The organism is Stenotrophomonas sp. TEPEL, from assembly GCF_004348785.1.
GTDB lineage: Bacteria > Pseudomonadota > Gammaproteobacteria > Xanthomonadales > Xanthomonadaceae > Stenotrophomonas > Stenotrophomonas indicatrix.
Genome location: NZ_QQXJ01000001.1, coordinates 1,637,810 through 1,660,193, shown reverse-complemented (window position 1 = coordinate 1,660,193; position 22,384 = coordinate 1,637,810). Strand labels below are relative to the sequence as shown.

Genomic DNA, 22,384 nt, shown 5'->3' with positions numbered 1-22,384 from the left:
GACGCAATCGGGGGATGGGCATCGGCTCACCGCAAATGCTAATCTTTCTCATTTGCAGACAAGCCCGATACGCCCATGCCCCACTTCCTGCCCCGCCGCAGCATTCTGTGCCTGGCGACGACACTGGCTTTGGCCACCCCCGGATACGCCGCCGACGCCCCGCCCAGCCGCGTGCAGGAGCTGGACAAGGTAGAGGTGCGTGGCCGCGCACAGACGTTGTATCGGGTGGATGACGCGGCGGTCGGCACCCGCACCGATACGCCGCTGGAACTGGTGCCGCAGTCCATCCAGGTACTGCCGCGCGAACTGATCGACGACCAGGCTGCACGCCAGGTGACCGATCTCTATCGCAGCATCAGCGGCATCAGCTACTTCAGCTATGCCGGGGTGACCCTGCGCGGTTTCCGCCAGGAGAACGTGCTGTATGACGGGCTGCGGGGCGACCCTTATGCGGGATTCTCGGTACCGCAGTTGTTCAACATCGAGCGGGTGGAGGTGCTGAAGGGACCGGCCGGCGCGCTGTACGGGGGCGGCGACGCTGGTGGCGTCATCAACTATGTGACCCGCAAGCCGAAAGTCACTGCCGAACGCCGCGTTGAACTGCAGATGGGAAACAGGGATTTCCGCGCCGGCTCGATCGAAGGTACCGGCCCATTGAATGCCGCCGGCACGGTGCGCTACCGCGCCGGCCTGTATGGCGACAACGAGCAGGGCGTGCGCTGGAACACCGACAGTGAAAGCGTGATCGGCGATGCCTCGCTGGCCTTCGACGTGGGCGACACCGGCGAGCTGGTGCTGCAGTTCACCGACATTGCCCAGAACCTGGGCGGCAATCGCCTGCGCGGTGTTCCGGTCGATGACAGGGGCAATTTCCTGACCGACCGCCGCTGGAACCACAACGAGGCCAGCGACTTCCTGGACATGCGGGCCAAGGTGGCGCTGGCACAGTACCGTTTCGCGCCGCGCGACAACCTGGACGTGGATATTGCCGCGCGCTGGTTCAGCAACAACGAACACCAGATGTACCACGAGCCGATGGGCCTGATCGACCGCGACCGCGATGGCGTGGCCGAATGGATGACCCGGCAGCTGCGCAACCAGATCCGCGACAACGAGGCGTTCACCGCCAACGCCAATGCGGTGTGGCGGGTAAGCACCGGTCCGGTGGAACACAAGGTGCTGTTCGGGGCGGACGTGTACCAGCTGGATGCGGACTTCACCGCGCAGACCGCCAACAGCGCCGACCTCGCGCGCGGGGCCGGCCCGGTGCGTGGCATCGACCTGTTCAATCCGGTGTATGGCGCCAGCACCTGGCACGATTACAACCTGTCCAGCCTGCCCTGGCGCAGCACCAGCACGCGCAGCAGGCGCTATGGCGGTTACCTGCAGGACGAGCTGGCCCTGACCCCGCGCTGGCACGTGCTGGCTGGCCTGCGCTGGGACGGTTTCAAGGACGATGACCGCCTTGCCGGCAGCAGCGTGGATGGCAACGACATCAGCTGGCGGCTGGGCAGTACGTTCACCGTTCGCGACGGACTGAACCTGTATGCCAACGTGGCCAGCGGCTTCGTGCCGCAGTCGGCGGCCAACCAGAATTCCGCCGCAGGCGGCCCGTTCGATGCCGAGCGCAGCAGGCAGTGGGAAGTGGGCATGAAATCGCTGCTTGCCGAGCGCCTGAGCCTGAACCTGGCGGCCTACCGCATCGACCGAAGCAACATCGTGCAGGCCACTGGCGAGGTCATCAATGGAGTGAACCAGCTGGCGGCGCTGGGCCTGGTGCGCAGCACCGGCATGGAACTGGATCTTCTGGCCGACGTGACCGAGCGCTGGGTGCTGAACCTGACCTATGCCTACAACGACGCGCGGGTGAAAGACGCAGGCCCGAATGGCATCACCAATGCCTCTGGCGATCGCTTCGCCAATGCACCGCGCAACAAGCTGGGCCTGTGGTCACGCTACGACCTGCCGGCGATCAGTTCAGCCATCGGTTTTGGTGCCGACTACGTGGATGAGCGCATCAGCCTGGATGGCCAGCGCGTGAAGCCGTACACCGTGTTCGACATGAGCTGGAAAACCACGTGGAAACAGTGGCAGTTCCAGGCCAACGTCAAGAACCTGTTCGACAAGGTGTATGCCGCCAGTGGATTCATCGAGCGCAACGGCCATTTCCCGGGCGAGCCGCGTCGGGTGTATGTGCAGGCCGGTTACAGCTTCTAGGTCAGCGCTGCAGAGCAACGCGGCGGGGAAGTGGCATGGCCCCATGCCCCCCCGGCGTCAGCCCCGTTCTTGTTGCCCACCGCGATGGCATTGCCCTCATCGCCATCCTTGCTGAAGACCACGTAGCCACCGGGGCACATCTGCCCGGCCTTCTCGTAGCAACCGCTCCAGGAACTGGAGCCGCTGCAGTCGATGGAAACGCCACGGCGGCCGTCGGGGGTGACGGTCATCTTGGCGGTGGTGCAGCCGGTCAGCGTGGCGAGGAACAGCAGCGGAACGAACAACTTCATGGTGACTCCAGGGATGGGAACTGCGAATGGGCGCCAAGGCTGGAGCGCCTGGATTGCGTGAACCTTGCGCCGTCCCCGCGGCGTCATCGCATCCCTGCATGACCTATCGGCGGCTGTGCAGGCACGCCATGTTCACGCAATGTTCCTGTAATACGGTGCCGGCGCGTGCCGAACCGCCTCTCTGCGGCCTCTCCCTGCCCAAGCCCTGCTGATGCATATCCTGCTGATCGAAGACGAAACCGAACTGGCCGCCACCCTCAAGTCCGCCCTGCAGCGCGAGCGCTACGTGGTGGACCTGGCCAACAGCCTGGCGCTGGCGCGGGAAGCGGCCCTGTGCGGACTGCACGATCTGGTGCTGCTGGACCGCACCCTGCCCGATGGCGATGGCCTGGCGCTGATTTCCCTGCTGCGCGAGCGCAACCCCGGGGTGCCGATCATCGTGCTGAGCGCGCTGGGCCAGTTGCCGGACCGGATTGCCGGGCTGGATGAAGGCGCCGATGACTACCTGGCCAAGCCCTTCGCGCTGGAGGAGCTGTTCGCGCGGATCCGTGCTGCGGGCCGTCGCCCAAGCGGATTGCAGGTGGAGTCCATCAGCATCGGCCGATTGGTGTTCGATCCCGCCTCGGGCGAAGCCAGCGTGGGCGGCCAGCGGCTGGAGCTGCCACGACGCGAGATCCGGGTGCTGGCCGCCCTCGCACGGCGCCTGGGCCGCACCGTGCTGCGCGAATCCATCGAGATGGCGGTGTATGGCTTCGACGACGGCATCCATTCCAACACCCTGGATTCGCACGTCTCGCGCCTACGCCGGAAACTCGCTGACGCCGATGCGGGCGTGGAGATCCACGCCATTCGAGGAGTTGGCTATCTGATGCGGGAAAGCAAGTGATGGCGCGTCGCCCGTCGTTGAAGCGACCGCTGATCGTCAAGACGCTGATCTACCAGTTGCTGGCCTTGCTGGTGGCCTTCTTCGCCCTGCTGATGGTGCTCATCCGTGCCGACAGCGGTGGCTACTTCACCATCCAGACCTTCGCGCCGGTGGCCGCCGAGGCCGTGCACCGCGACCGCAACGGCGAACTGTACGTGCAGCACACAGCGGAGCTGGCCGAACTGCTGAAGATCGTCCCCGGTGCCTGGTTCATCGCCGAGGACGAGCATGGGCACCACGTCACCTTCGGCCATGTGCCATCGGCGTATTCATCGTTGGTCGGCGCCCTCGATGGCATCCCCTATGGCGACCTGCGCGGGCGTGATCGCAGCGATGGCCTGGCCGTGGTGGTGCGCCAGCACAGCGGACCCGCCGGCAAGCTGACCATCATGGCCCATGGCGAAACCGATTCGCTGACCATGCAGATGGCGTTGGCCGCGCACATCATCACCCTGCCGATCTTCCTGCTGCTGGCGCTGGCCACCATCATCCTGACGCCGATCATCGTGCGGCGGGCACTGGCCGGTGTCGAGCGCATCGCGCAGGAAGCCCGCAACATCTCGGCCAGCCGTCGTGGCATCCGCCTGACCGAGACCGCCGTGCCGGTGGAGATCGCGCCGCTGGTGACCGCCGTCAACGATGCACTGGACCGGTTGGATGAAGGACACGAGCGGCAACGCCGCTTCATCGCCGCAGCGGCGCATGAGTTGCGCACGCCGATCGCGATCCTGCGGGTAAAGATCGATGCCGCTGATGAGTCGACTTCGCGCAGCCTGGCCGTGGAAGTTGCACGTCTGGCAACCTTGGCCGAGCAGCTGCTGGACCTGCACCGCATGGAAGAGGACGGCCCGAAGGAAACCCTCAACCTCGCCCGGGTGGCCAAACGGGTGGCGGCCGATCTTGCGCCCCTTCTGATCCAGTCGGACAAGACGGTGGCGGTGGCGGTGGAACCACACTTCCCGGTGCTGGGTGAGGCTGGCGCGGTCGAACGGGTGATCTCCAACCTGGTGTTGAATGCCGCCGAGCACGGTGGCCGCCAGATCATCCTGCGGGTGCAGGGCAGCTGCCTGGAAGTGGAAGACGATGGTCCCGGCATTCCGGTGGACCAGCGCGAACGTGTGTTCGAGCCGTTCCAGCGACTGCGCCCGCGGCAGACCGGCGCCGGCCTGGGACTGAACCTGGTGCGGCAGGTGATCGACCGTCACGGTGGCCATGTCACGATTCTGGATGCCCCCGGTGGCGGCGCGCTGATCCGCGTCGAATTCCCACAGCACCCGGGCGTTGCCTCTGCGCCATCGGTAGAGCACTGAGGACGTCCGCACGTCGGTGACTGCCGCCTGTCCGTGCGCTGCAGACAGCGATAACACGCAAGGTTGCGGCAATGTTCGCTGCGCAGCATCGGGCCGACGGCATCTGCGGTGCCATCGCGTTCCATCCTGACAGGAAGCCTGCACGTGACCGAAGGAGTTCCTCCCCCCTCCTCTTCTGCCCGATCCCGCGCGACACCAGCTACATCTGGTTTGACCGCGGCTGCGTGGAATAGACGCTCGCATGCCGCTCGCGCGCGCGGACTGCCGCATTGGCCACAGTGGCTGCGCGCGATCCCTGCGGCGAAGCGACCGAACGTTCTGATGCGCCTTTTTGCCGCGCTGTTCCTGTTGCTGCCAGGCGGTGCACTGGTGGTTTCAACGCACCGCCATGCACACGCAGCCCTGACCAGCGCGGTGCTGCTCTTCGTCGTCGCGCATGCCGCGCTGCACGCGCTGTCCGCATGGCGATCAACTACAGCGCGAACCGTCCCTGCCGCCCTGCGCAACATGGACAGGCATGCAGCGTGGATGATGCTGGCCAGCGCGTGGGTCCTGCTGGTGATACATCGCGTGCACGCGCAGCCGACCAGCACGGTCGCTGTCGCAGGCCTGGTGATCGGCACGCTGTGCCAGCTCTGCAGCATGCGCGTGACGTCCAACCGCCTTCGCAGCGCATTGCTGGTGCTGGGCAGTGCCTTGCAGTTCGTCGCCGTGGCGCTGGTCATCGCCATGGAAGTGACCTGACAACCACGATAGCGCCGCAAGGTTCACGCAATCCATCACCTTGAGACTCGACGGCCATCCACGCCCGGTACCCGGCGCGTGCATCTCCCCTGCCGCGAGGACCACCGATGACCTGCCCCTTCTGGATGCTGTGCGAATGAGCACGGCACCGCGTAAACACCGCCGACTGCTGTTGACCGCCGGTGCCGTACTGTGCACTGCCATTGCCGCTTGGTTCTGGCTCCGACCGGCACCGCCACCACCGCTGCGGCTCACGCCCGTGGTGCGTGGGAACATCGAGCAGGTGGTGGAGGCCACCGGCACCCTGAAGCCATCACGGCTGGTAAGCGTGGGCGCGCAGGTTTCCGGACGAATCGAAGCCCTGCACGTGAAGCTGGGCGACAAGGTGAAGGCAGGTGACCCGATTGCCGACATCGACTCCCGTACCCAGCGCAATGCACTGCTGAGTGCGCAGGCAGCGCAGCGCACCGCACGCGCCAACCGCGATGCACTGGCCACCGATCTGCGCCAGTTCGAACTGACCCTGCGGCGTCAGCAACGGCTGGTCGCATCGCAGCTGGTTGCCCGCGCCGACTTCGACGCGGCCAATGCCAAGGTGGAGGCAACCCGCGAACAGATCAAAGCGCTGGATGGGGAGATCGTGCAGCGGCAGACCGAGGTGGATATCGCGCAGACCAATCTGGACTACACCCGCGTCACCGCGCCTACCGATGGCACGGTGCTGGCGGTGGTCGCCCGCCAGGGGCAGACGGTGAACGCGGTACAGAGCGCACCCACCATCGTCATGCTGGGCAACCAGGACGTGATGACCGTCTATGCCGAAATCTCCGAGGCCGACGTTGTGCACATCACGGTCGGCCAGGAAGCCTTCTTCACCATCCTTGGCGATGCGGGCCGCCGCTACAGCAGCACGCTGCGCGACATTGCGCCAGCGCCCGAATCGATCACCAACGAAGATGCATCCAGCCTCACGTCACCGGCGTTGTCCGCCGGCAGCCGTACCGCCATGTACTACAACGGCCAGTTCGACGTGGACAACCGTGATGGGCGCCTGCGCAGCTACATGACCGCGCAGGTACGGATTGTGCTCGGCCGTGCCTACAACGTGCTGACCATCCCCTCCGCCGCGCTGGGTGCGCGGGCCGGCGATGGCAGCTACAGCGTGCAGGTTCGCGGTGCAGACGGGCGCGCCGTGGCGCGGCGCATCGCCATCGGGCTGGATGACCAGATCCAGGTGGAAGTACGCAGCGGCTTGAAGCAAGGCGAGCAGGTCGTTCTGGCTCAAGCCGGCGACGAAGACGCCGCCGCACCCGCGCAGCCCCGATGAGCGCCCCCATGAGCGAGCCTCTGCTGAGCGTACGTGGGCTGCGCCGTGAATTCGCCGCCGGCGAGCAGACGCTGGTGGTACTGGACGGTGTGGACCTGGACATCCATGCCGGTGAACTGGTGGCCATTGTCGGCCAGTCCGGCTCGGGCAAGTCGACGCTGATGAACATCCTCGGCTGCCTCGATCGCCCCTCTGCCGGCGAATACCGGATTGCAGGACGCCAGACCGCGCAGATGTCGCCCGACGAACTGGCCGAACTGCGCCGCGAACACTTCGGCTTCATCTTCCAGCGTTACCACCTGCTGGCCGACCTGACCGCGCTGGGCAACGTGGAAGTGCCGGCGATCTATGTCGGCATGCCCTCCCCCGCGCGCCACGCGCGGGCCGCCGAACTGCTGGCGCGGCTGGGCCTGGGGGAACGCATGCAACATCTGCCCGGCGAGCTGTCGGGGGGCCAGCAGCAACGCGTGTCGATTGCCCGCGCACTGATGAACGGAGGTGCGGTGATTTTCGCCGACGAACCGACCGGCGCCCTGGATACACAGTCGGGCAAGGAAGTGATGAAGATCCTCGGCGAGCTGCATGCCGAAGGCCACACCGTGGTGCTGGTGACCCATGACATGGCGGTGGCCGAACACGCCCAGCGCATCATCGAGATCCGCGATGGTCGGATTGTCGATGATCGTGCCACGGGTGCTGGCTCGGCAGCGGGCATGGCGCCGACCGCGATGCCGCAACGCAACGATGGCATCGGCTGGCAAGCCGTGCGCGATCGCTTCTCCGAGGCTTTCCGCATGGCCCTGCGCGCCATGAACGCACACCGCATGCGTACCTTCCTGACCATGCTCGGCATCATCATCGGCATCGCCTCGGTGGTGTCAGTGGTCGCGCTGGGTACGGGCGCGCGTCAGGCCATCCTGTCCAACATCTCTTCGCTGGGTACCAGCACCATCGAAATCTATCCAGGCTCCGGCTTTGGCGACCTGCACGCGGCGCGGGTGGAGACCCTTACCCCGGGTGACAGCGTGGCCCTGGCCGGGCAACCGTTCGTGGACAGTGCCACCCCTGGCGTAGCCACCACGGGTACCGCGATGCGTGGCAACCGCTCCGCCAGCGTGCAGGTGCAGGGCGTCAGCGAACAGTACTTCCGTGTGCATGGATTGAAGCTGGGGGAAGGCGCCTTCTTCGGCGCACCAGCTGTGATTGGCTATCAGCAGGTTGCGATCATCGACGCCAACACCCGCGCCCGCTTCTTCGCCGCAGCCGAGAAGCCCATCGGGCAGACCCTGCTGCTGGGCAACGTGCCGGTGCGCGTGGTGGGTGTGGTGAAGAAGGACGCCGGCGCCGCCGGCGACGCCTCGCTGCTGCGGGTGTGGATGCCCTACACCACCGCCATGGCCCGGGTGTTGGGCCAGAGCCATGTGTCCAGCATCACCGTGCGCGTATCCGATGCGATCAGCATGGAAGCGGCCGAGCAGGCCATTGCACGGTTGCTGACGCGCCGTCATGGCAGCACCGATTTCTACATGAGCAACAACGCGCAGATCCGCCAGTCGATTGAACAGACCACCGGCATCCTCACCATGATGATCAGCTCCATTGCCGCCATCGCGCTGGTGGTGGGCGGTATAGGAGTGATGAACATCATGCTGGTATCAGTTACCGAGCGCACCCGCGAGATTGGCGTGCGCATGGCCGTGGGCGCGCGTCGCAGTGACATCCTGCAGCAGTTCCTGATCGAGTCGGTGCTGGTGTGCCTGCTTGGCGGCGTACTGGGCATTGGTGTGGCGTTGCTGCTGGGCGCAGTGCTGGCACTGGCCGACGTGGGCTTCAGCCTGGTGTTTTCAGTGAGTTCAATCATCGCGGCGTTCGCGTGTTCCAGCCTGATCGGCATCTGCTTCGGCTTCCTGCCGGCACGTCGCGCGGCGCAGCTGGACCCGGTGGAAGCACTGGTCCGGTAATCACCGCAGTTGCCTGCGGTGACGGCAGGTTCGCGCAATGTCTGCGGTGTGTACTGCAGCTACCGACGATGTCCGCACAGGAGCTGGACGATGTTTCTGAAAACAGGAAGGACTGCGCTTCTGCTTGTAGCGGCCGCACAACTGCTGGTGCTGCTGCCGTATTCCGGCGATGCCCATGCGCAGCGTGGCGACCGCTACAGTCCGCAGTGGAACCAGGACTATCGTGACCGCGAGCGCGATGACTGGCAGCGCCGCGAACGTGAGCGTGAGCGTCGGCACGATGCCAAGACCACAGGCGTGGTGGTGGGCGTCGTGGGCGCGGCTGTGGTGGCGGGCGTGATCGCGGCAGCGGCGAAGCGCGAGCGGGAAACACGTGAGCGCGCCGATTACTGCATGAACCGCTACGGAAACTACGACCGCCGTGCCGACAGCTATCGCGACCGCGATGGCTACACCTACCCATGCCGCTGACTCCCTCGCTCAAGGACTACATACAATGCATATGAACAAGACCGCCCTGTTGATCGCGCTGTGCGCCGCCCCGCTGCTTGCACAGGCCGCGCCAGCCGACCCGAAACAGGCCTATATCGATTCCACCTTCACCGCGATGGACAGCAACAAGGACGGTCGCGTCGACAAGGGCGAGTTTGCTACGTATCAGCAGTCACGCTTCAGCAAGCAGGCTGACTCGATCGATGCCGCGTTCGCTGCGATGGACAGGAACAAGGACGGGAAGATCAGCAAGGAAGAAGCGACCGTGGTGCCGGAAATTGCGAAGTACTTCACGGGGCTGGATACCGACGGCGATGGCTACCTGTCGCTGAAGGAAATGCAGCAGGCCATGGTGGCGGCGCAGACGGCCGACGCACCGGGCAAGTGACGGGCGCGGGGACAATGGGAATACCCCACTGCCCCTTGCTGTGCACTAGGCCAGGCGCATTGTCGGATGCTCGCGCACCTGGTTGTCCAGTTCCTGCTGCTGACGCTGGGACTGGGCCTGTTGCCGTTCTGCACTGGCCAGTTCCAGACGCTGCAAGGACTGCTCTACCGGCGTCTGAACGGCCACATCGGTGGGCATGGAAGCCCTCAGGTGTGCCGGGTCGTTCATCTCGCCCTGCACCACGAACACGTTGCGGCCAGCTGGGCTGTCCGCCGTCTGCGCGCTGAGCAGCACATGGTCGGCACGGTCCAGGTTGTTCTGCCGGGCCAGGACCATCACGCTGGCGATCAGGCGTTCACTGCTTTCATCCGGCGTGCGTCCTGCTCTGGCGTCGATGCCGACGACATGCCCGCTGACCTGCTGCAGCAGACGGTACTCGGCGTGGTCCGGGCCAATGTCCGCCAGACGCGTTGGCGAACGCTGGGGGCCTGGCGTGCCATCGACCGATGCAGTGAGCGGACTACGGGTGATGGAGCGGTAGGGATCTTCCGGGTGGAAGTGGGTGGCCTTCTGCTGGCGCTCAAGGCGGACTTCGCGCGCGTCGTTGAGTTCGGCGATGCGGGCCGGATCGGTGATCTCGCGCAGCGAACAGTGCCCACCGCCGGAGGTGACACTGACCCACTTGCCGTCCTTTTCAAAGTACAACGCGTAGGAATTGAGGCCGCCAATGACGTTGGGGTCGACCGAGGAGCGGCCACCCAGGGCCTGGGTAACTTCATGGAACGTCAGCGTGCCGAGGTACTGGCTCCCCTTGCTCAATCCCATCTGGGTGATGGCATCGCGGCTGGTACTTCCCACCCGCGGGAGTCCGGCCCCATCGTTGTCGAGCATGTTGGTCCAGATCTGCTCGAGCTTCTGCGGGCCACTCTTTTCCAGCGCGGCCTGAAGCAGCACGCGGGGTGTCCAGCAATTGGGATCCAGATGATGCTGATCGAAGGCGCGGTCGTGGGCCAGCATCACGTCAGCCCCAGGCAGGTTAAGCGCCAGGTCCGGGCGGCGTTCCGCCATCCACTTCTGGCGTAGTTCCAGATCTCTATCAAGCAGTGTCTGCCCAAACGATTCCCACTGGCGCTCGGTCAATTCGGCGTTGGGGAACCGGGAACCTTCATCCTGCTGCGTCCTGGCGAAGCTGTGCGCATAGCTGTTCGCAACCCTTCCTGGCAGGCTGTCATTCCTGACGACGCCCAATGCCAGCGTTCCGTACCCGTCGGCGCCCGGCAACTGCGACAGGTAGTTCCAATAGAGCTCGCGGTTGCCATCCTTGGCATAACTGCCAAGGATCCTGAGATCATGTTCGGTCAATCCACTCATGCCTGAATCCTTCCTTGGATCAATTGGATCGGGTGCGCGTGATGACATCTCTGATAGCGTCTTCCATACGCTTCCAGTCCTTCAGGAAGGCTCTCTTGTAGTCCAGGGTAACGGAGAGCTTGTTGTCACCATCCACGAAGTAGTGAACACAGCCGGCGGCAACCTCACCTTGCACGCTGATCACCTGATCACCCTCCAGCCGCACGCCGTCCTGACGAAAGCCCTCGGCATCACACTTGATGAACGTGCTGATCCGGCCATCGGCCTGGCGTGCGACGTACCAGTCCCTTTCGTAAGCTGGATTCCGGACGGGAGCCTTCCCATATCGCGCCTCGTAGCGCTTTGCGAACTCCTTCATTGCCGCCTCGTCGATGGCGTACGGCGTCAATCCCATCGTCTCAGCCAGCGGGATTCGGAGATCGAGCCTATCCCTGGGATCTCCGCGTTCCACCGAATCCGCCTCGGTAAGAGCCTCGTTGGACGCGTAGCGCTCCATCAAGCCCTCGATGGGAACGCGATCAACGTAATTGATCCGAACGGAAATTTCCTTGCGGAAATCATTGGTCCTTGGATTAGCCCGCGCCCCCGGCAACGTCGGCGTCATGTCCGGCCATTCAATGACCAGCGAAACGCCTTCACCGGGCCAAGGCGCAATCTGGCTGTCCAGATAGTTGGCGGGGATACGGAAAGTATTCGGCCCCAGCTTCACGTCCACGGGCGCGTCGGTGTAGGTGTGGCCGTTGAGGGTGCGGCCGGTCTGCGTTGCGCCAGGCATGGTGGGATTCCTTTCGTGTTCGGTGGATGGCGGTCGTGCGCAGGCACTGGCGCTCACAGCGACGGCGATTGCGAGTGCCAGGCACCGGCCGGAGGACATCGGGGGCATCGGGCCATTCCATTGCGGGGTTTGGCTCCACTATAGGCAAAGGCCGATCAACGGGACAGGAACGTCATCACTACCCGCCCACGATCAGAATTTTCCTACGCACCTCCATCGCCGTGCCAGTTGACACCTTCACCGCCACTGCAGATCGACGTGGCACTGCGGGCAGGAGTGGTACGCAGATGCCGGGCTGACCGCGAGTGCACCCACAATGCCGATCAGTATCGACATGGCCAGCATCCCGGTGACGCCCATCAATAAGAAACCAACTGCACCGCCAAGCAGCGCGAGAAGCGTGAATGCCCACCCGGAGCTAGACCAATGCCCGCGGCGATTGCGGATGGCCATCGGGCCGCGGTATCCGCAGGCAAGGCAGATTGTCGATTTTGTGCTGCCAGGCGACGCTGGCTGCGGAGACGGCTTCATACGCTACTCCGACCCACTATGCTACAAATAATGTAGCATACGAATTGTGGGGTGATTGCCATCCTGTAGACCGTTACAGGCTGCGCCTAGGCGGGCAATGTCCCCCACACCTCTCCGAGACCAGTTCACCAAGCGCCTCAAAGAAGCGCGCTTGGCGATGGGCATTTCCCAGCGGGAGCTGGGCCGGCGCATTGGCTTGTCTGAGGATGTGGTGTCCAGCCGGGTGACACGTTACGAACAGGGCACGTCGGAGCCGGACTTTGCCACTGCCGGCAAGATGGCTGCCGAACTGGGCGTTCCTCTCGCCTATCTCTTGGCTGATAGCGATGTACTGGCCAGTGTCATTCTCGCCGCCGCCCGGATGCCGCACGCAGAACAGCGACGATTGGCGACGGAATTGAAAGAGCGGGCGAAGCGGTCGAACGGCACAGAGCAAGCAGAAAGCGACAGCGACAGCGACTAGCACGGCGCTTGAACCGCAGGCATGGGGACCACGTTGGAAGTCCCCACCCTTCCCGTTGCGGCGCACCTGTGAATCAAGGGTCAAGGCAGCGCTCTATCTGTAGTGACAGCGCCTCGCAGGCATCAAACAGACCATCGACCAGCGCTGCCGACGGATAGGAGCCCGGATCGTCGTTCTCCCGTGCTACGTGTGCGGCGTGCAACATGGCAGCAAGCGCGGTGATGCCCGAGGCACTGCGGGTAGCCAAGGCCAAGTCGAAAGCGCGACCGGGCGTGAGGCGTTTTTCGGACCACGGTGTGCCGTCCGCACGATGGCCTTTGCCGTGGCCTTGCAGGAACGTGAAGAACGCCGACGGAGGCGCGGACTCGGCGGCATCACTGAGTGCGTCTTCCATCTTTTCGGCAAGAGCATTGGGAAGATCGCGCACGGCATCGCCGAGCAGCGCGTGCAGACGAGGATAGTCGGGAAGCAGGTCAGACATGGCAGCAACCTCGCGGTGTGGCCACCTGCAGATGCAAGGTGGCGGACGGTGCGGGTTGGCGTGCCGGATACGTACCACTAAAGCCGGCGGATCGAGAGATCCCCACGCACCGCCCGCCATGGACTGGCAGACGGTGCATTGTCGTGATTGCAGTTGCGGCTGCAACACGATCCGTAGTGATACGTAAGTTCGGGACGCCAATCCCGGCCTAGGCAGGTGCCTTGGCGAGGCCATGGTTGACTCGTTGCGACGGCGATGAAAAGCAAGGAAAGCTTGTATCAGTGCGTACTTGCGGATGTTGCGTCATGAGATGCCGACTTGCGCATTGAATGGCGCACTTTGCATACCAGAAACCGCTGAGGATCTGGACGGGCCATACGCAGCGTGTTGTCAAAAGCGACACGTACCGCGCGAAACGCTGCGAGATACGGGCACACCTATCCTCAATGCGCAGAACGTCGCAATCTGCCCCGTCTGCGCTTGGTGTGTCGACCCGCCAAGGTGTCGTGGATACTTACAGAAAACGCTTCCACCGCAAGGGCTCAAAGGCCACCAAGTGACGCGCTTACTCCACGGCCATCAAGTCCGCTACCGCTCATGTCAGTAAGGTCGCCTGCTTCAATCGATTTGGAGTTGACCGTGAATTTCACTTCCTGGCGCAACATTCTCGTCGCCGCTGGTGTGGCTATCGCACTCTCTGTGGTGGCCTACAAAGACCATCATCGCCATGCCCTTACCGACGGGCTCGACGGGCGGGATGCCGTGGGCTTGGTCACCGAAGTCACCTGGGACGAGCGAAAGGGGCGAGAGAACAATTTCGTCCTGAATGTCGAGTTCGAAACTGAAGACGGCCAGGAGCGGGGGGAGAAGATTGCGGTATCCAACAGGCTCGGCAATCAGATGCGCGCTTCCGACGAGGCCGAGGAGATTGATATCCGCTATTACCTCCACGATCCGTCCGTGGCGGTGGCCGCCGGAGATACTGATAATTCACTGTTGATGCTATGGCTGGCCATTGCCTCAGGACTGGTAGCGCTGGGGCTGGCCACGGCGCGGCTCGTCAAGGGGCGGAAGGTTCAACGCGCCTGAACCAACGCTCTTGAACCGTCAGCGACTGCTCGTAGGTCGCTGCGACAGGTGGGTTCTACCCCGACTCCCCGGACGTCCTGTCCGAGACCGTCAAGCGCGCCAGATCTACGACAAGGCCAGGCCGCCCTCAAGCGAGGCTCAGTGCTGGTGAAGAGGCGCCGCATGACGACGGAATGGGCCAACTTCTGCGGGTACGCATTGCCGTAGACGTCCGAATGGCTCCGCAGGCTGTCGCGCCTCAATCATCTGCGCCGCCATCGGAAAATAGCCATGGGGTAAGGCATTCTGAATGTGTGATCCAGCGCTCATACCTTGGCATGAAGGGTCGAGACCTTGGAGCCCAACCGATGCGGGCCGTATAGTCAGATGACGCAGAGCAATGGAGCGCCGGTGAACATCGTCTCGCAAAGCCCCGAATCATCGGGTCGGATGGATGAAGGCCATGGAAATGAACAGTCAGCGAGACCAGGGCTGTCGCGTCTGCCCCAGGTCTGGCGCAAGGCGCCGTGTCCCACAAAGGAACCCCGTGTCGGGCCCACAAGCGATCAGGCAAGCCCTGTCTGCGGTTTCACGCTTTGAGAACCACGCTCCGTAGTCGCCCTGTACAAGCCTACCCCCGTAGTACTTCAATCAGCGACATGGACCGCTCATGCTGAAATTTCTTCCAGCTCTTCCACACGTGGCATTGATCGCGTTGATCACCCTGGCCGTTCCGGGCTGCAACAAGGAACGCTCATACCCGGTCTATCGCGAGAATCCCGCCCCGAAGGATGCGCTGCCGATTGTGATCCGGGTGGACGATGCTCCCGTGGAGATGCCAATTCCCACGGTCCTCGTCTCCTACGAGATAGACCCGCTCTGCCTCCCGCCGATCAACAACTACGAGGGCGTGCAGTACGCCCCGCAACGGCAGTCAGTTGAGTTTCCGGTGCAACGCGTCAGTGCAACCGAGTTCCGCAGCACAGTGTTCAAAGATGCAATGGAGGTTGCTGACTATTACGGGCGCGGACCATGCAGATGGACGCCAAGCTTCGTACAGGCCTCGTTCGCCCTCATCGTCGACGGCCGATCAATCAAAGCCTCTGTTCCCGCGTTCTTCCCAAAGATCGAAGTTGAAGGACGCGCCATTACATACGTAGAGAAGGCACTAAAACCCGTGTTCCCAGGGCAGACACCTGAGCGAGCGAACAGCAAGTCCCACACTCTGTTTCAGAAGCTCACACAGGATGAACGCCAGAAATATTTTCCTGTAGAGATCTCCCAAAGGATTGAAGGAGACGTTCCATGAATTCAATAACGAACGCTACACTCTCAAACGCAGCCTACGAAACCCCTTCTTCAGACGGCGACTTTGTCACCATTGCGGGAATCGAGTACGAGGTCCTGGCCACACGGAATTCCAGCACCGGATATCAAGGGACCGTGTATCGCAACATTGAGTCCAAGGAGATCATCGTCGCCCATCGAGGCACTGAGTTCGATCGGCAGGCATTGATTGACGGCGGCACCGACGCTGCGATGGTCACCGCTAAAGTCAACGCACAGCTCGGCGATGCCCTTGCATTGACCAAACAGGCGGTCAGACAGGCTGAAGAAAATGGAGATGGCCCAGTGTACGTCACCGGCCATTCACTGGGTGGCGCGCTCGCACAGATCACTGCACACCATTACAACCTCCCTGGCGATGCCTTCAATCCTTACGGTGCTGCCGGGTTGGCGTACCGCATGCCCGAAGGCCAACCCGCCAATGCGGCGCCCTTCACCAACCATGTGATGGCAGGCGACCTGGTCAGCGCTGGCGGCCCGCACTACGGCAAGGTTGAGATGTACGCGCTCCCGAAGGAACTCGAGGTTCTTCGCAATGCCGAGCAGGGCCAACGCGTCGCGTCCCTCATAGCACCCGGATTGAGGAGCGGCCACGCCATCTCCGCTGCCGTGGCGGTCCAGCTGGGTGACTCCCATCGACTGGTTCATTTCCTTGACCGCATGACCGACAAGGGGCCAGTGCAGTCCGTGTTGGATGACCCCAATGCCCGGGTTACAGATCCTGAAGACCTGCGCCGGATTGCCGACTATCGCAGTGACATCCATCAACTGCGCGCGGGAGTCACGGTGCTTGCAGGCGGTGGACCTGGCCTCCTGCGCGACGGGATCAATTACGTGCGTGGCACCGAGGATGCAGGCGCATACGCTCGCCGCGAGGCCGAAGCGGAGCAGCAGCCCCGCATTGCGCTCAAACCCGGTGAGCGAATGGCACAGGACGCAACTGACAAGGGCTCTCCCTCTCTCAGCAATCCGGGCTTCTCTCCCAAGAGCCCGTTGCAGCAAAGCATCGAATCCACCTTGGACAAGGCAGGCTTGGATCCCAGGAAGGAAGGCCACCCCGACCATTCGCTCTACCGGCAGATTCGCGACGGCGTATCCGCCGTGGATGCCAAGCACGGGCGCAGCTTCGATGAAACCAGTGAGCGGGTAACAGCCAGCTTGCTGGCAACGGCCAAGAGCAACCGCCTGGAGCGCGTGGATCATGTGGTACTGGGCAACCCGCCCAGCAACGAGTCTGGCCCGCGCATGTTCGTCGTGCAGGGCGAACTCAACAACCCGGCACACCTGCGCGCATCGGTGGCGGTCAGCGAGGCGGTCAACACGCCCGTAGAGCATTCGCTCGCCAAGGTCGAGCAAGTTTCGCAGGCTCAGCAGGTCGCGCAGCACGACCACGCCCAGGAGCAGACGCAAGCAGCGATGCGCATGGGCTGAATACAGTCATTCGAAGGCGGTGTGGATCGATACCCCTCCCGGCAGAATTCATCAGCGAAACACCCGTCTGATAGTCAAACTCAGAGTTACTTAAGGCGACCTGCTGGCGAAAACCGACGTTCCTGTAGAGCCATGGACGAGGGTACCTCAGCTTCCTGTAAAGTCGCGCCAACAGAGCGAGCTTTCGCGCTGGGACAGGTCTTTTCTACAGGGAGGGAAGCATGTATCGCAGAACCGCCAAGATCATGATGCGTACCGCGATGTGCACCGTTCCACTACTGGCCACGAGCTGCGCCTTGCCTACTCGGCAGCCCGAGGTCGCTGACGTAAGGCCAGTGCCCGCTGAGCGGGTATTCCCCCTGGCCGATCAGGGGCCTTCAACCGGCAATGTCGTAGTGACACGCGATATAGGTGCGATCAACGGAATGTGCGCCGTGGGCGTCATGGTTGACGAAAAGATGGCCGCCCATCTCAACACTGCTGAAACGGTGACGTTTGCCTTGAAGCCAGGTCGGCATCTGATGACCGCAACGGTGCTTGAGGCCTCCGGCCTGTGCGCGCTGGGCGTGACCAAGGCTGCGATCGCCAGGCGACGCTCCATCGAGATCCTCGTGGATGTGGACACCACGCGGAAGTATCGGCTTTCCTATCCGACGGTTGATTCTTCTCCGGTGATCGAGCCTGCGTTCTGACGACATTGTGTCGTTGCTGCACAAATGCAAACGCCCCTTTCGGGGCGTTTTTGCATTCTTGGCGGAGAGAGTGGGATCGGATCACCTTCGACCCAACCCCTTCAAACCGTTGCAGAAAGCCTGCTGGGCAGGTTTCCTTTCAATGTTTCCCCAATCATAGCCGGAGGAAAGCCTGCCGATCCACCTCCGGGCACGCACATAGATGGGCTCGGGGTGGCGTTGCACTTCGACCTCCTGAACCCGCAGGCGCTCCGGGAGGCCATTGGTTGGTCAAGCTTGCGCCGGAAAGCAACCCAGCCAGGCACGACTAAAACGCAGCAACTCTCGACGCTTAAGGCAAGGCATCCAAACGGCAAATGTGTGACGCGCTGCATCATCAGAGGCTTGCGCATTTCCGTCTGGGTGCTTCGATGTGAAGACCATTCACCAGATGACTTAAAAATGCCAGCAAACGTCGAACTTCGTATCGCCAGCCAGGTTCTTCAAGCCTTGCTGCCTGAAAACAACACCCGCAACGCTGCTGAGCGTGAGTTGGATGTTCAACATGCACTGGATGTCGCAAGACTACTGTTGCGTCGATTCGCCGAGTCGCAGGGAGGCCCGGGAGGTCAGCCCCTCGCCTACTCTCCTACGAGAAGCACTGTATCGCAAGCGGCGAGCGTGGACCGCAGCCAAGTGCCGATAAGCTTCCCTTCACCCGATGCTTGGCGTGCGTCTCGCGGCCTTCCGCCAGCGAAACCACTGCCAGCTCGAAAACCATCGGTGGGCATCGCCCCCCATTGAACAACAGCCCCGCATTCGCGGGGCCTGTTCTTTGCAGGGTCAGTGGAACGTTGGCCCTCGGGGGACCGACGGGACGGAACCCAAGACGCTCGAGGCCACTTGCTTCGGCTCAGCGAGCTTAGGAGCCGCCACCTGTGAGGGATGGGGCAACGCTGCAAGCAGCTCAGCCTTCGCAAGGATTTCGGCATCGATAGCGCTCAGCTCCCTCTCCGATGCCCTCTCCTGAGCCACCTTCAACTCGGCTGTATGTTTCTCGAGAACCGAAAGTCGCCGCCCTCGGCGCAGTGTCCACTCCGACCTCGAGTATCTCGTTGACCCCGGCGGACAATCGGCGTTGAACCGTTCCCACTCCTGCTCGGCCATGTGACGCAGCCTGGTTGCACTCTTCACGTTAAGCAGCCTGCGAGCCCGTCCAATGATGAGGTGCTTGAGGGCACGGATCTGAACCACAGCCTCCGTGATCCACTGCCGAAGCTCGCGGGATTCTTCTTGAGAAGAAAGCTGTCGCTGAGCCCACCTCAAGGCATCGCGAACCTTCTCCATGGCCAAGTCTGCCCTAGCCCGGGAAATCTCTTCCACGTCGCGCAGTGCATCGAGAATCTTTTCGGCAAGGCTGACGGGCGTCGGTTCCGGCGTATGCCCGTGAGACGAAAGGAGCAGGTTGTGCAGCCGGACCCCGGATACGCCTCGCATCTCCAGCCCCCCAGGTAGCCCTGCAGTTGCGGCATTGAGCACTCGACCACTTTGCTTCGCGGCCTCTTGGCCAGGCACTGGGGCAGGCTTTCCTTCCAGCCCGGCTTTGCGCACGAGGAAGTCATAGTGCTCCCGATTTTCTTCGGCGATCTGGTCGTTCGTGCTTGCCTTGTCGGTCGCCACACCCTTCCCAGCTAGGGCCGCAGCATGCTTGCCTAGGTGCTGGGTCGGTTCGCGCGAAAGCGCCGCAGCTGCCAGATCATCCCCCCGCTCTATCGCCGACCGAGCTTGTTCGGCCAGGCTGCGGTGGTCGATCGTGTCGGTAAGCCCAGCCGCCTCCAAGTGCGCGTTGGTTGCCGCTGCGACCATTTCCCGAATCCATTGCACTTGCACCTTACCTGAGGGCCCCACGTCCAGCTCCCTGGTCTTTTCACCGAATCCCTCCGAACCGATGCGGCGTGTGGTTGCCAGGATATGGACATGGTGGTTGAGCCCATCAGGCGTCCCAGGCGAATGGATGCTGGCTTGGACAGCGAACCCATAACGCCCGACCAGTGCGTCGGCGATGACAAACGCCAAGTGCGCCCGCTGCTCTTCGGATAGCTCATGGGGCAAGGAGACTTCAAACTCCCTCGCCACAGTCGAGTCTTTCCGCCGCTCCGCAGCCTCTGCGACTGCCCAGAGCTCCCGAGGGTCCAAGGCCCACGGGGGGGCGTCAGGCGGGGCGAGGCAGAAGCTCTCAACGACGCCACTACGGCGGCGGTAGTCATGCTGCTGCCCGGTGAGCAAGTCCATGAGCAGCAGCCCGCCCCGGTAGGCCGCCGCAGCGACGGCCGACTGGCCGCGGCCGCGGCTGAAGGTTTTGATTGATGTGTGGAAGATAGCCATAAAAACTCCTGAAAACAGGAGTCTTTATGGATCAGCTTTTGCTTTTGGCAAGCCTCGCAGAGGCTTGGGGTCCCAGGGGCGAAGCCCTTGGCGCACGCGTTCCGCAGGAACGCCTAAGTGCGCTCTTGCTCCTCAGTGTACGATTACCTTGGGACCAAAAAATCCAGCAAAGTCCGTTCCTTCTCTTTCTCAATCCACTCTGTGGCTGGCCATTGCGGCGTGGGACGCTCACCTCGCCTCCAACCGTCAGCCAATTCCTCCGGCAACTTAAACCAGTCGCGCTGAAAGCTCTCAATGCTAGCGAGCTTAGACATAAACCCTTTATCCCTCGTGACAACGAACGCCGGAAGGGTTAAATACGAATACATACTCAGGTCCATAGCATCGTTCTTTTTCTTGGCAGAAGCGGGGTTGTAGGGCCTCTTGTCCAACCTACTGCGAGCCGCCTGCCTGAAGCGATACCTGACCTCAAGGTGCTGCCGAACACTCATCCCCGGAACTACGGGGCCCGTCCTGTCCAGCGAATCCGCAGCGGCGACAGCAAGAGCCTCTGCCGCTACTTCCGGAGTTGCCTGGGAAACATCAAGTCCCGAGCACCATACATGCTCCATCACGTCTTTAAGGAAGCCAGCCCATTCGTCCACCTCTTCCTCTCGCATCTCGTCCGTCAGGACGGGGGCGTAGTCCTGAGAGGAGAAGTCTGAATTCAACATGCTCCACGCTGTCGCAATCAAGATGCGTGTTTCGAGCTCATTGAACTCCCCAGCCCCGATCATTCCCATCACATCGCAGTATGAAGGAAGCACGGGCGCTTCGGGGTTGAGGAACGAGGTCAGCCTTACCATCAGAGTCGAATGATCCTCGATAGAAATGGATCCTCGTTGAACCTGAGAAACGAGCTCGAATGCCGCAACTTCAGCCAAGCTAAACGAGTATCCGTCTTCCGACATTCTTTTGAAACATGCATCCCAGGTAACGCCCGGCTCATGAATTAGTTGTCGCACCGCAGAAGTGTCCAACACCACCATGGTGACGCCCAAAGGCACAATCGGACGATCCTTGAAACCTACTCCATTAGCAACCTCTTCCATCTATATCACCCATATTCCTTCGGAAGAAAGAAACACTCTAACCATTGAAACGGCGAGACACGCGACCGTGATAACAGCGCACTGAAATCAGGGTCTAGAACCACACGCAACCGGGCCATCAAAGCCTAGAAGACCTCTGGCAGCCCCGCACGGACGCATTCGATCTTGGTGGCAAAGATGACCTCCGGATTGTCGAGCACAGCCCACACGACTCCACAGATCTCAGCGTATTCTGGAGTCCAAGAAATTCCCTTTTTAATACAGTCAACAAACTTGGTATCCCAAAGAGCGCTTCCACTCATGCCAGCAGCATTCGGTAACGGCACTACGACGCCGTCCTTAGCACGCTGTGCAGCGAATGGATAGTGAACAGCAACGTGGGCGTTGGGATCAAAGTTGGATGCAGCCAGACTCACCTCTGGACCGATAGCTTGCGAGACCATCGGTTTGCCCGAAACCGTCAGATGGTTGAATCGAGATACAATCTGCTTGTCTTTCTGACGTGGATCGTTCCGCTCTACCGTATACCCAGGAAAACCATAGAAGAACAGGAGCTCCTCATCGACCGGCGAGTAGCTTTCAGCAATGGATGACGTGACCCTAGCCGCTTCAGGCAAAAATTGCGGATCTGGGTAGATCGGAAGGGCTGCCGCATCTACAGGCCATCCGGCGACTTCTGGCCTTCCGAACGCTGCATTGTAATCCCCCCCATCTTTAGGAAGATGGGCGAGACGCCCCCCTTCTGGAACATTGCTTAAGACATGCTCAGCGGTCAGGATCCAAGTATCCCGCCCCAGCGAGATGTAGGTGCCCGATCCCCACGCAACGCCTGACCCGTGCTCCTCACTCATAGTCAGCGGAACTGCAAAGCGCTTGACGTGTGAAGTCATCTCCTCAGTTACTTGCGCACACAACACATCCCAATCGTCCTTGCTCATCATTTCCATTCTCCTTCTCCATGGTGTTTCGGGCAATCAAAAGCTCATGAAATCCTTCTACGCAAACTTGAGACAGGCAGGACAGGCCCACACTAAGGTTGCAGATAGCATATCTATCGGCCCGCTTTAGCAATCCTTTATCCACTCATAAGGCGCTATCTACAAGCCACTCGGCAAC

General features: G+C 62.2%; 20 protein-coding genes. 13 read left to right on the top strand and 7 right to left on the bottom strand.

Annotation, left to right across the window (positions count from 1 at the left end):
- Positions 1-75 precede the first annotated feature (75 nt).
- Positions 76-2,217 carry a TonB-dependent receptor gene (locus tag TEP_RS07405; RefSeq protein ID WP_132824802.1) on the top strand — a complete coding sequence of 714 codons (2,142 nt, stop codon included), beginning with the start codon at positions 76-78 and terminating at the stop codon, positions 2,215-2,217.
- Here the strand turns inward: TEP_RS07405 and TEP_RS07400 are convergent.
- Complete coding sequence (locus TEP_RS07400; RefSeq protein ID WP_240790647.1) at positions 2,214-2,507, bottom strand: hypothetical protein; 294 nt, start codon at positions 2,505-2,507, stop codon at positions 2,214-2,216. The genes TEP_RS07405 and TEP_RS07400 overlap by 4 nt on opposite strands.
- Before the next feature lie 211 nt (positions 2,508-2,718).
- Between TEP_RS07400 and TEP_RS07395 the strand changes: the two genes are divergently transcribed.
- From TEP_RS07395 to TEP_RS07365, 7 genes are all read left to right on the top strand, one after another.
- Entirely contained in the window at positions 2,719-3,393 is a 675-nt protein-coding gene (locus tag TEP_RS07395) for a response regulator transcription factor (protein ID WP_132824801.1), read from the top strand.
- Positions 3,393-4,742 carry a HAMP domain-containing sensor histidine kinase gene (locus TEP_RS07390; protein ID WP_132824800.1) on the top strand — a complete coding sequence of 450 codons (1,350 nt, stop codon included), beginning with the start codon at positions 3,393-3,395 and terminating at the stop codon, positions 4,740-4,742. Before TEP_RS07395 ends, TEP_RS07390 begins: the two co-directional genes overlap by 1 nt.
- A 321-nt stretch (positions 4,743-5,063) precedes the next feature.
- Positions 5,064-5,486, top strand: coding sequence for a hypothetical protein (locus tag TEP_RS07385; RefSeq protein ID WP_132824799.1), 423 nt, complete (start codon positions 5,064-5,066; stop codon positions 5,484-5,486).
- A gap of 136 nt (positions 5,487-5,622) precedes the next feature.
- Positions 5,623-6,813: an efflux RND transporter periplasmic adaptor subunit gene (locus TEP_RS07380; protein ID WP_132824798.1), complete on the top strand. Its 1,191-nt coding sequence runs from the start codon at positions 5,623-5,625 to the stop codon at positions 6,811-6,813.
- Positions 6,810-8,774 (top strand): MacB family efflux pump subunit, encoded by a 1,965-nt coding sequence (locus tag TEP_RS07375; RefSeq protein ID WP_132824797.1) that lies wholly within the window; start codon positions 6,810-6,812, stop codon positions 8,772-8,774. The genes TEP_RS07380 and TEP_RS07375 overlap by 4 nt, the downstream gene beginning before the upstream one ends.
- Positions 8,775-8,864: 90 nt before the next feature.
- On the top strand, positions 8,865-9,245 hold the full coding sequence (locus tag TEP_RS07370; RefSeq protein WP_132824796.1) for a hypothetical protein: 381 nt from the start codon (positions 8,865-8,867) through the stop codon (positions 9,243-9,245).
- A gap of 31 nt (positions 9,246-9,276) precedes the next feature.
- Complete coding sequence (locus TEP_RS07365; RefSeq protein WP_132826474.1) at positions 9,277-9,654, top strand: EF-hand domain-containing protein; 378 nt, start codon at positions 9,277-9,279, stop codon at positions 9,652-9,654.
- Positions 9,655-9,699: 45 nt separating this feature from the next.
- Here the strand turns inward: TEP_RS07365 and TEP_RS07360 are convergent, their stop codons facing one another.
- Positions 9,700-11,025, bottom strand: coding sequence for an XVIPCD domain-containing protein (locus tag TEP_RS07360; RefSeq protein WP_132824795.1), 1,326 nt, complete (start codon positions 11,023-11,025; stop codon positions 9,700-9,702).
- 19 nt (positions 11,026-11,044) lie between these two features.
- Entirely contained in the window at positions 11,045-11,908 is an 864-nt protein-coding gene (locus tag TEP_RS07355; protein ID WP_132824794.1) for a hypothetical protein, read from the bottom strand.
- Positions 11,909-12,428: 520 nt separating this feature from the next.
- Between TEP_RS07355 and TEP_RS07345 the strand changes: the two genes are divergently transcribed.
- A complete protein-coding gene (locus TEP_RS07345) occupies positions 12,429-12,794 on the top strand; it encodes a helix-turn-helix transcriptional regulator (protein WP_132824792.1) in 366 nt (121 codons plus the stop codon).
- Between the two features lie 73 nt (positions 12,795-12,867).
- On the opposite strand, the gene TEP_RS07340 is transcribed toward TEP_RS07345, so the two are convergent.
- Positions 12,868-13,275 carry a hypothetical protein gene (locus TEP_RS07340; protein ID WP_132824791.1) on the bottom strand — a complete coding sequence of 136 codons (408 nt, stop codon included), beginning with the start codon at positions 13,273-13,275 and terminating at the stop codon, positions 12,868-12,870.
- 639 nt (positions 13,276-13,914) lie between these two features.
- Here TEP_RS07340 and TEP_RS07335 point away from each other — a divergent pair.
- The 4 genes from TEP_RS07335 (at position 13,915) to TEP_RS07320 (ending at position 17,813) form a co-directional block, all read left to right on the top strand.
- Positions 13,915-14,364 carry a hypothetical protein gene (locus tag TEP_RS07335; protein WP_132824790.1) on the top strand — a complete coding sequence of 150 codons (450 nt, stop codon included), beginning with the start codon at positions 13,915-13,917 and terminating at the stop codon, positions 14,362-14,364.
- A gap of 649 nt (positions 14,365-15,013) precedes the next feature.
- On the top strand, positions 15,014-15,652 hold the full coding sequence (locus TEP_RS07330) for a hypothetical protein (RefSeq protein ID WP_132824789.1): 639 nt from the start codon (positions 15,014-15,016) through the stop codon (positions 15,650-15,652).
- Positions 15,649-17,121 carry an XVIPCD domain-containing protein gene (locus tag TEP_RS07325; RefSeq protein WP_132824788.1) on the top strand — a complete coding sequence of 491 codons (1,473 nt, stop codon included), beginning with the start codon at positions 15,649-15,651 and terminating at the stop codon, positions 17,119-17,121. The genes TEP_RS07330 and TEP_RS07325 overlap by 4 nt, the downstream gene beginning before the upstream one ends.
- A 221-nt stretch (positions 17,122-17,342) precedes the next feature.
- Positions 17,343-17,813, top strand: a complete 471-nt coding sequence (locus TEP_RS07320) for a hypothetical protein (protein WP_132824787.1) — start codon at positions 17,343-17,345, stop codon at positions 17,811-17,813.
- An 822-nt stretch (positions 17,814-18,635) separates the two neighbouring features.
- Here the strand turns inward: TEP_RS07320 and TEP_RS07315 are convergent.
- The 3 genes from TEP_RS07315 to TEP_RS07305 all read right to left on the bottom strand — a co-directional run bounded on the left by TEP_RS07315 (position 18,636) and on the right by TEP_RS07305 (position 22,206).
- Positions 18,636-20,177, bottom strand: a complete 1,542-nt coding sequence (locus TEP_RS07315) for a MobA/MobL family protein (protein ID WP_132824786.1) — start codon at positions 20,175-20,177, stop codon at positions 18,636-18,638.
- Between the two features lie 143 nt (positions 20,178-20,320).
- Complete coding sequence (locus TEP_RS07310) at positions 20,321-21,268, bottom strand: hypothetical protein (protein ID WP_132824784.1); 948 nt, start codon at positions 21,266-21,268, stop codon at positions 20,321-20,323.
- A 125-nt stretch (positions 21,269-21,393) separates the two neighbouring features.
- Positions 21,394-22,206: a hypothetical protein gene (locus TEP_RS07305; protein WP_132824783.1), complete on the bottom strand. Its 813-nt coding sequence runs from the start codon at positions 22,204-22,206 to the stop codon at positions 21,394-21,396.
- Between the last annotated feature and the right edge of the window lie 178 nt (positions 22,207-22,384).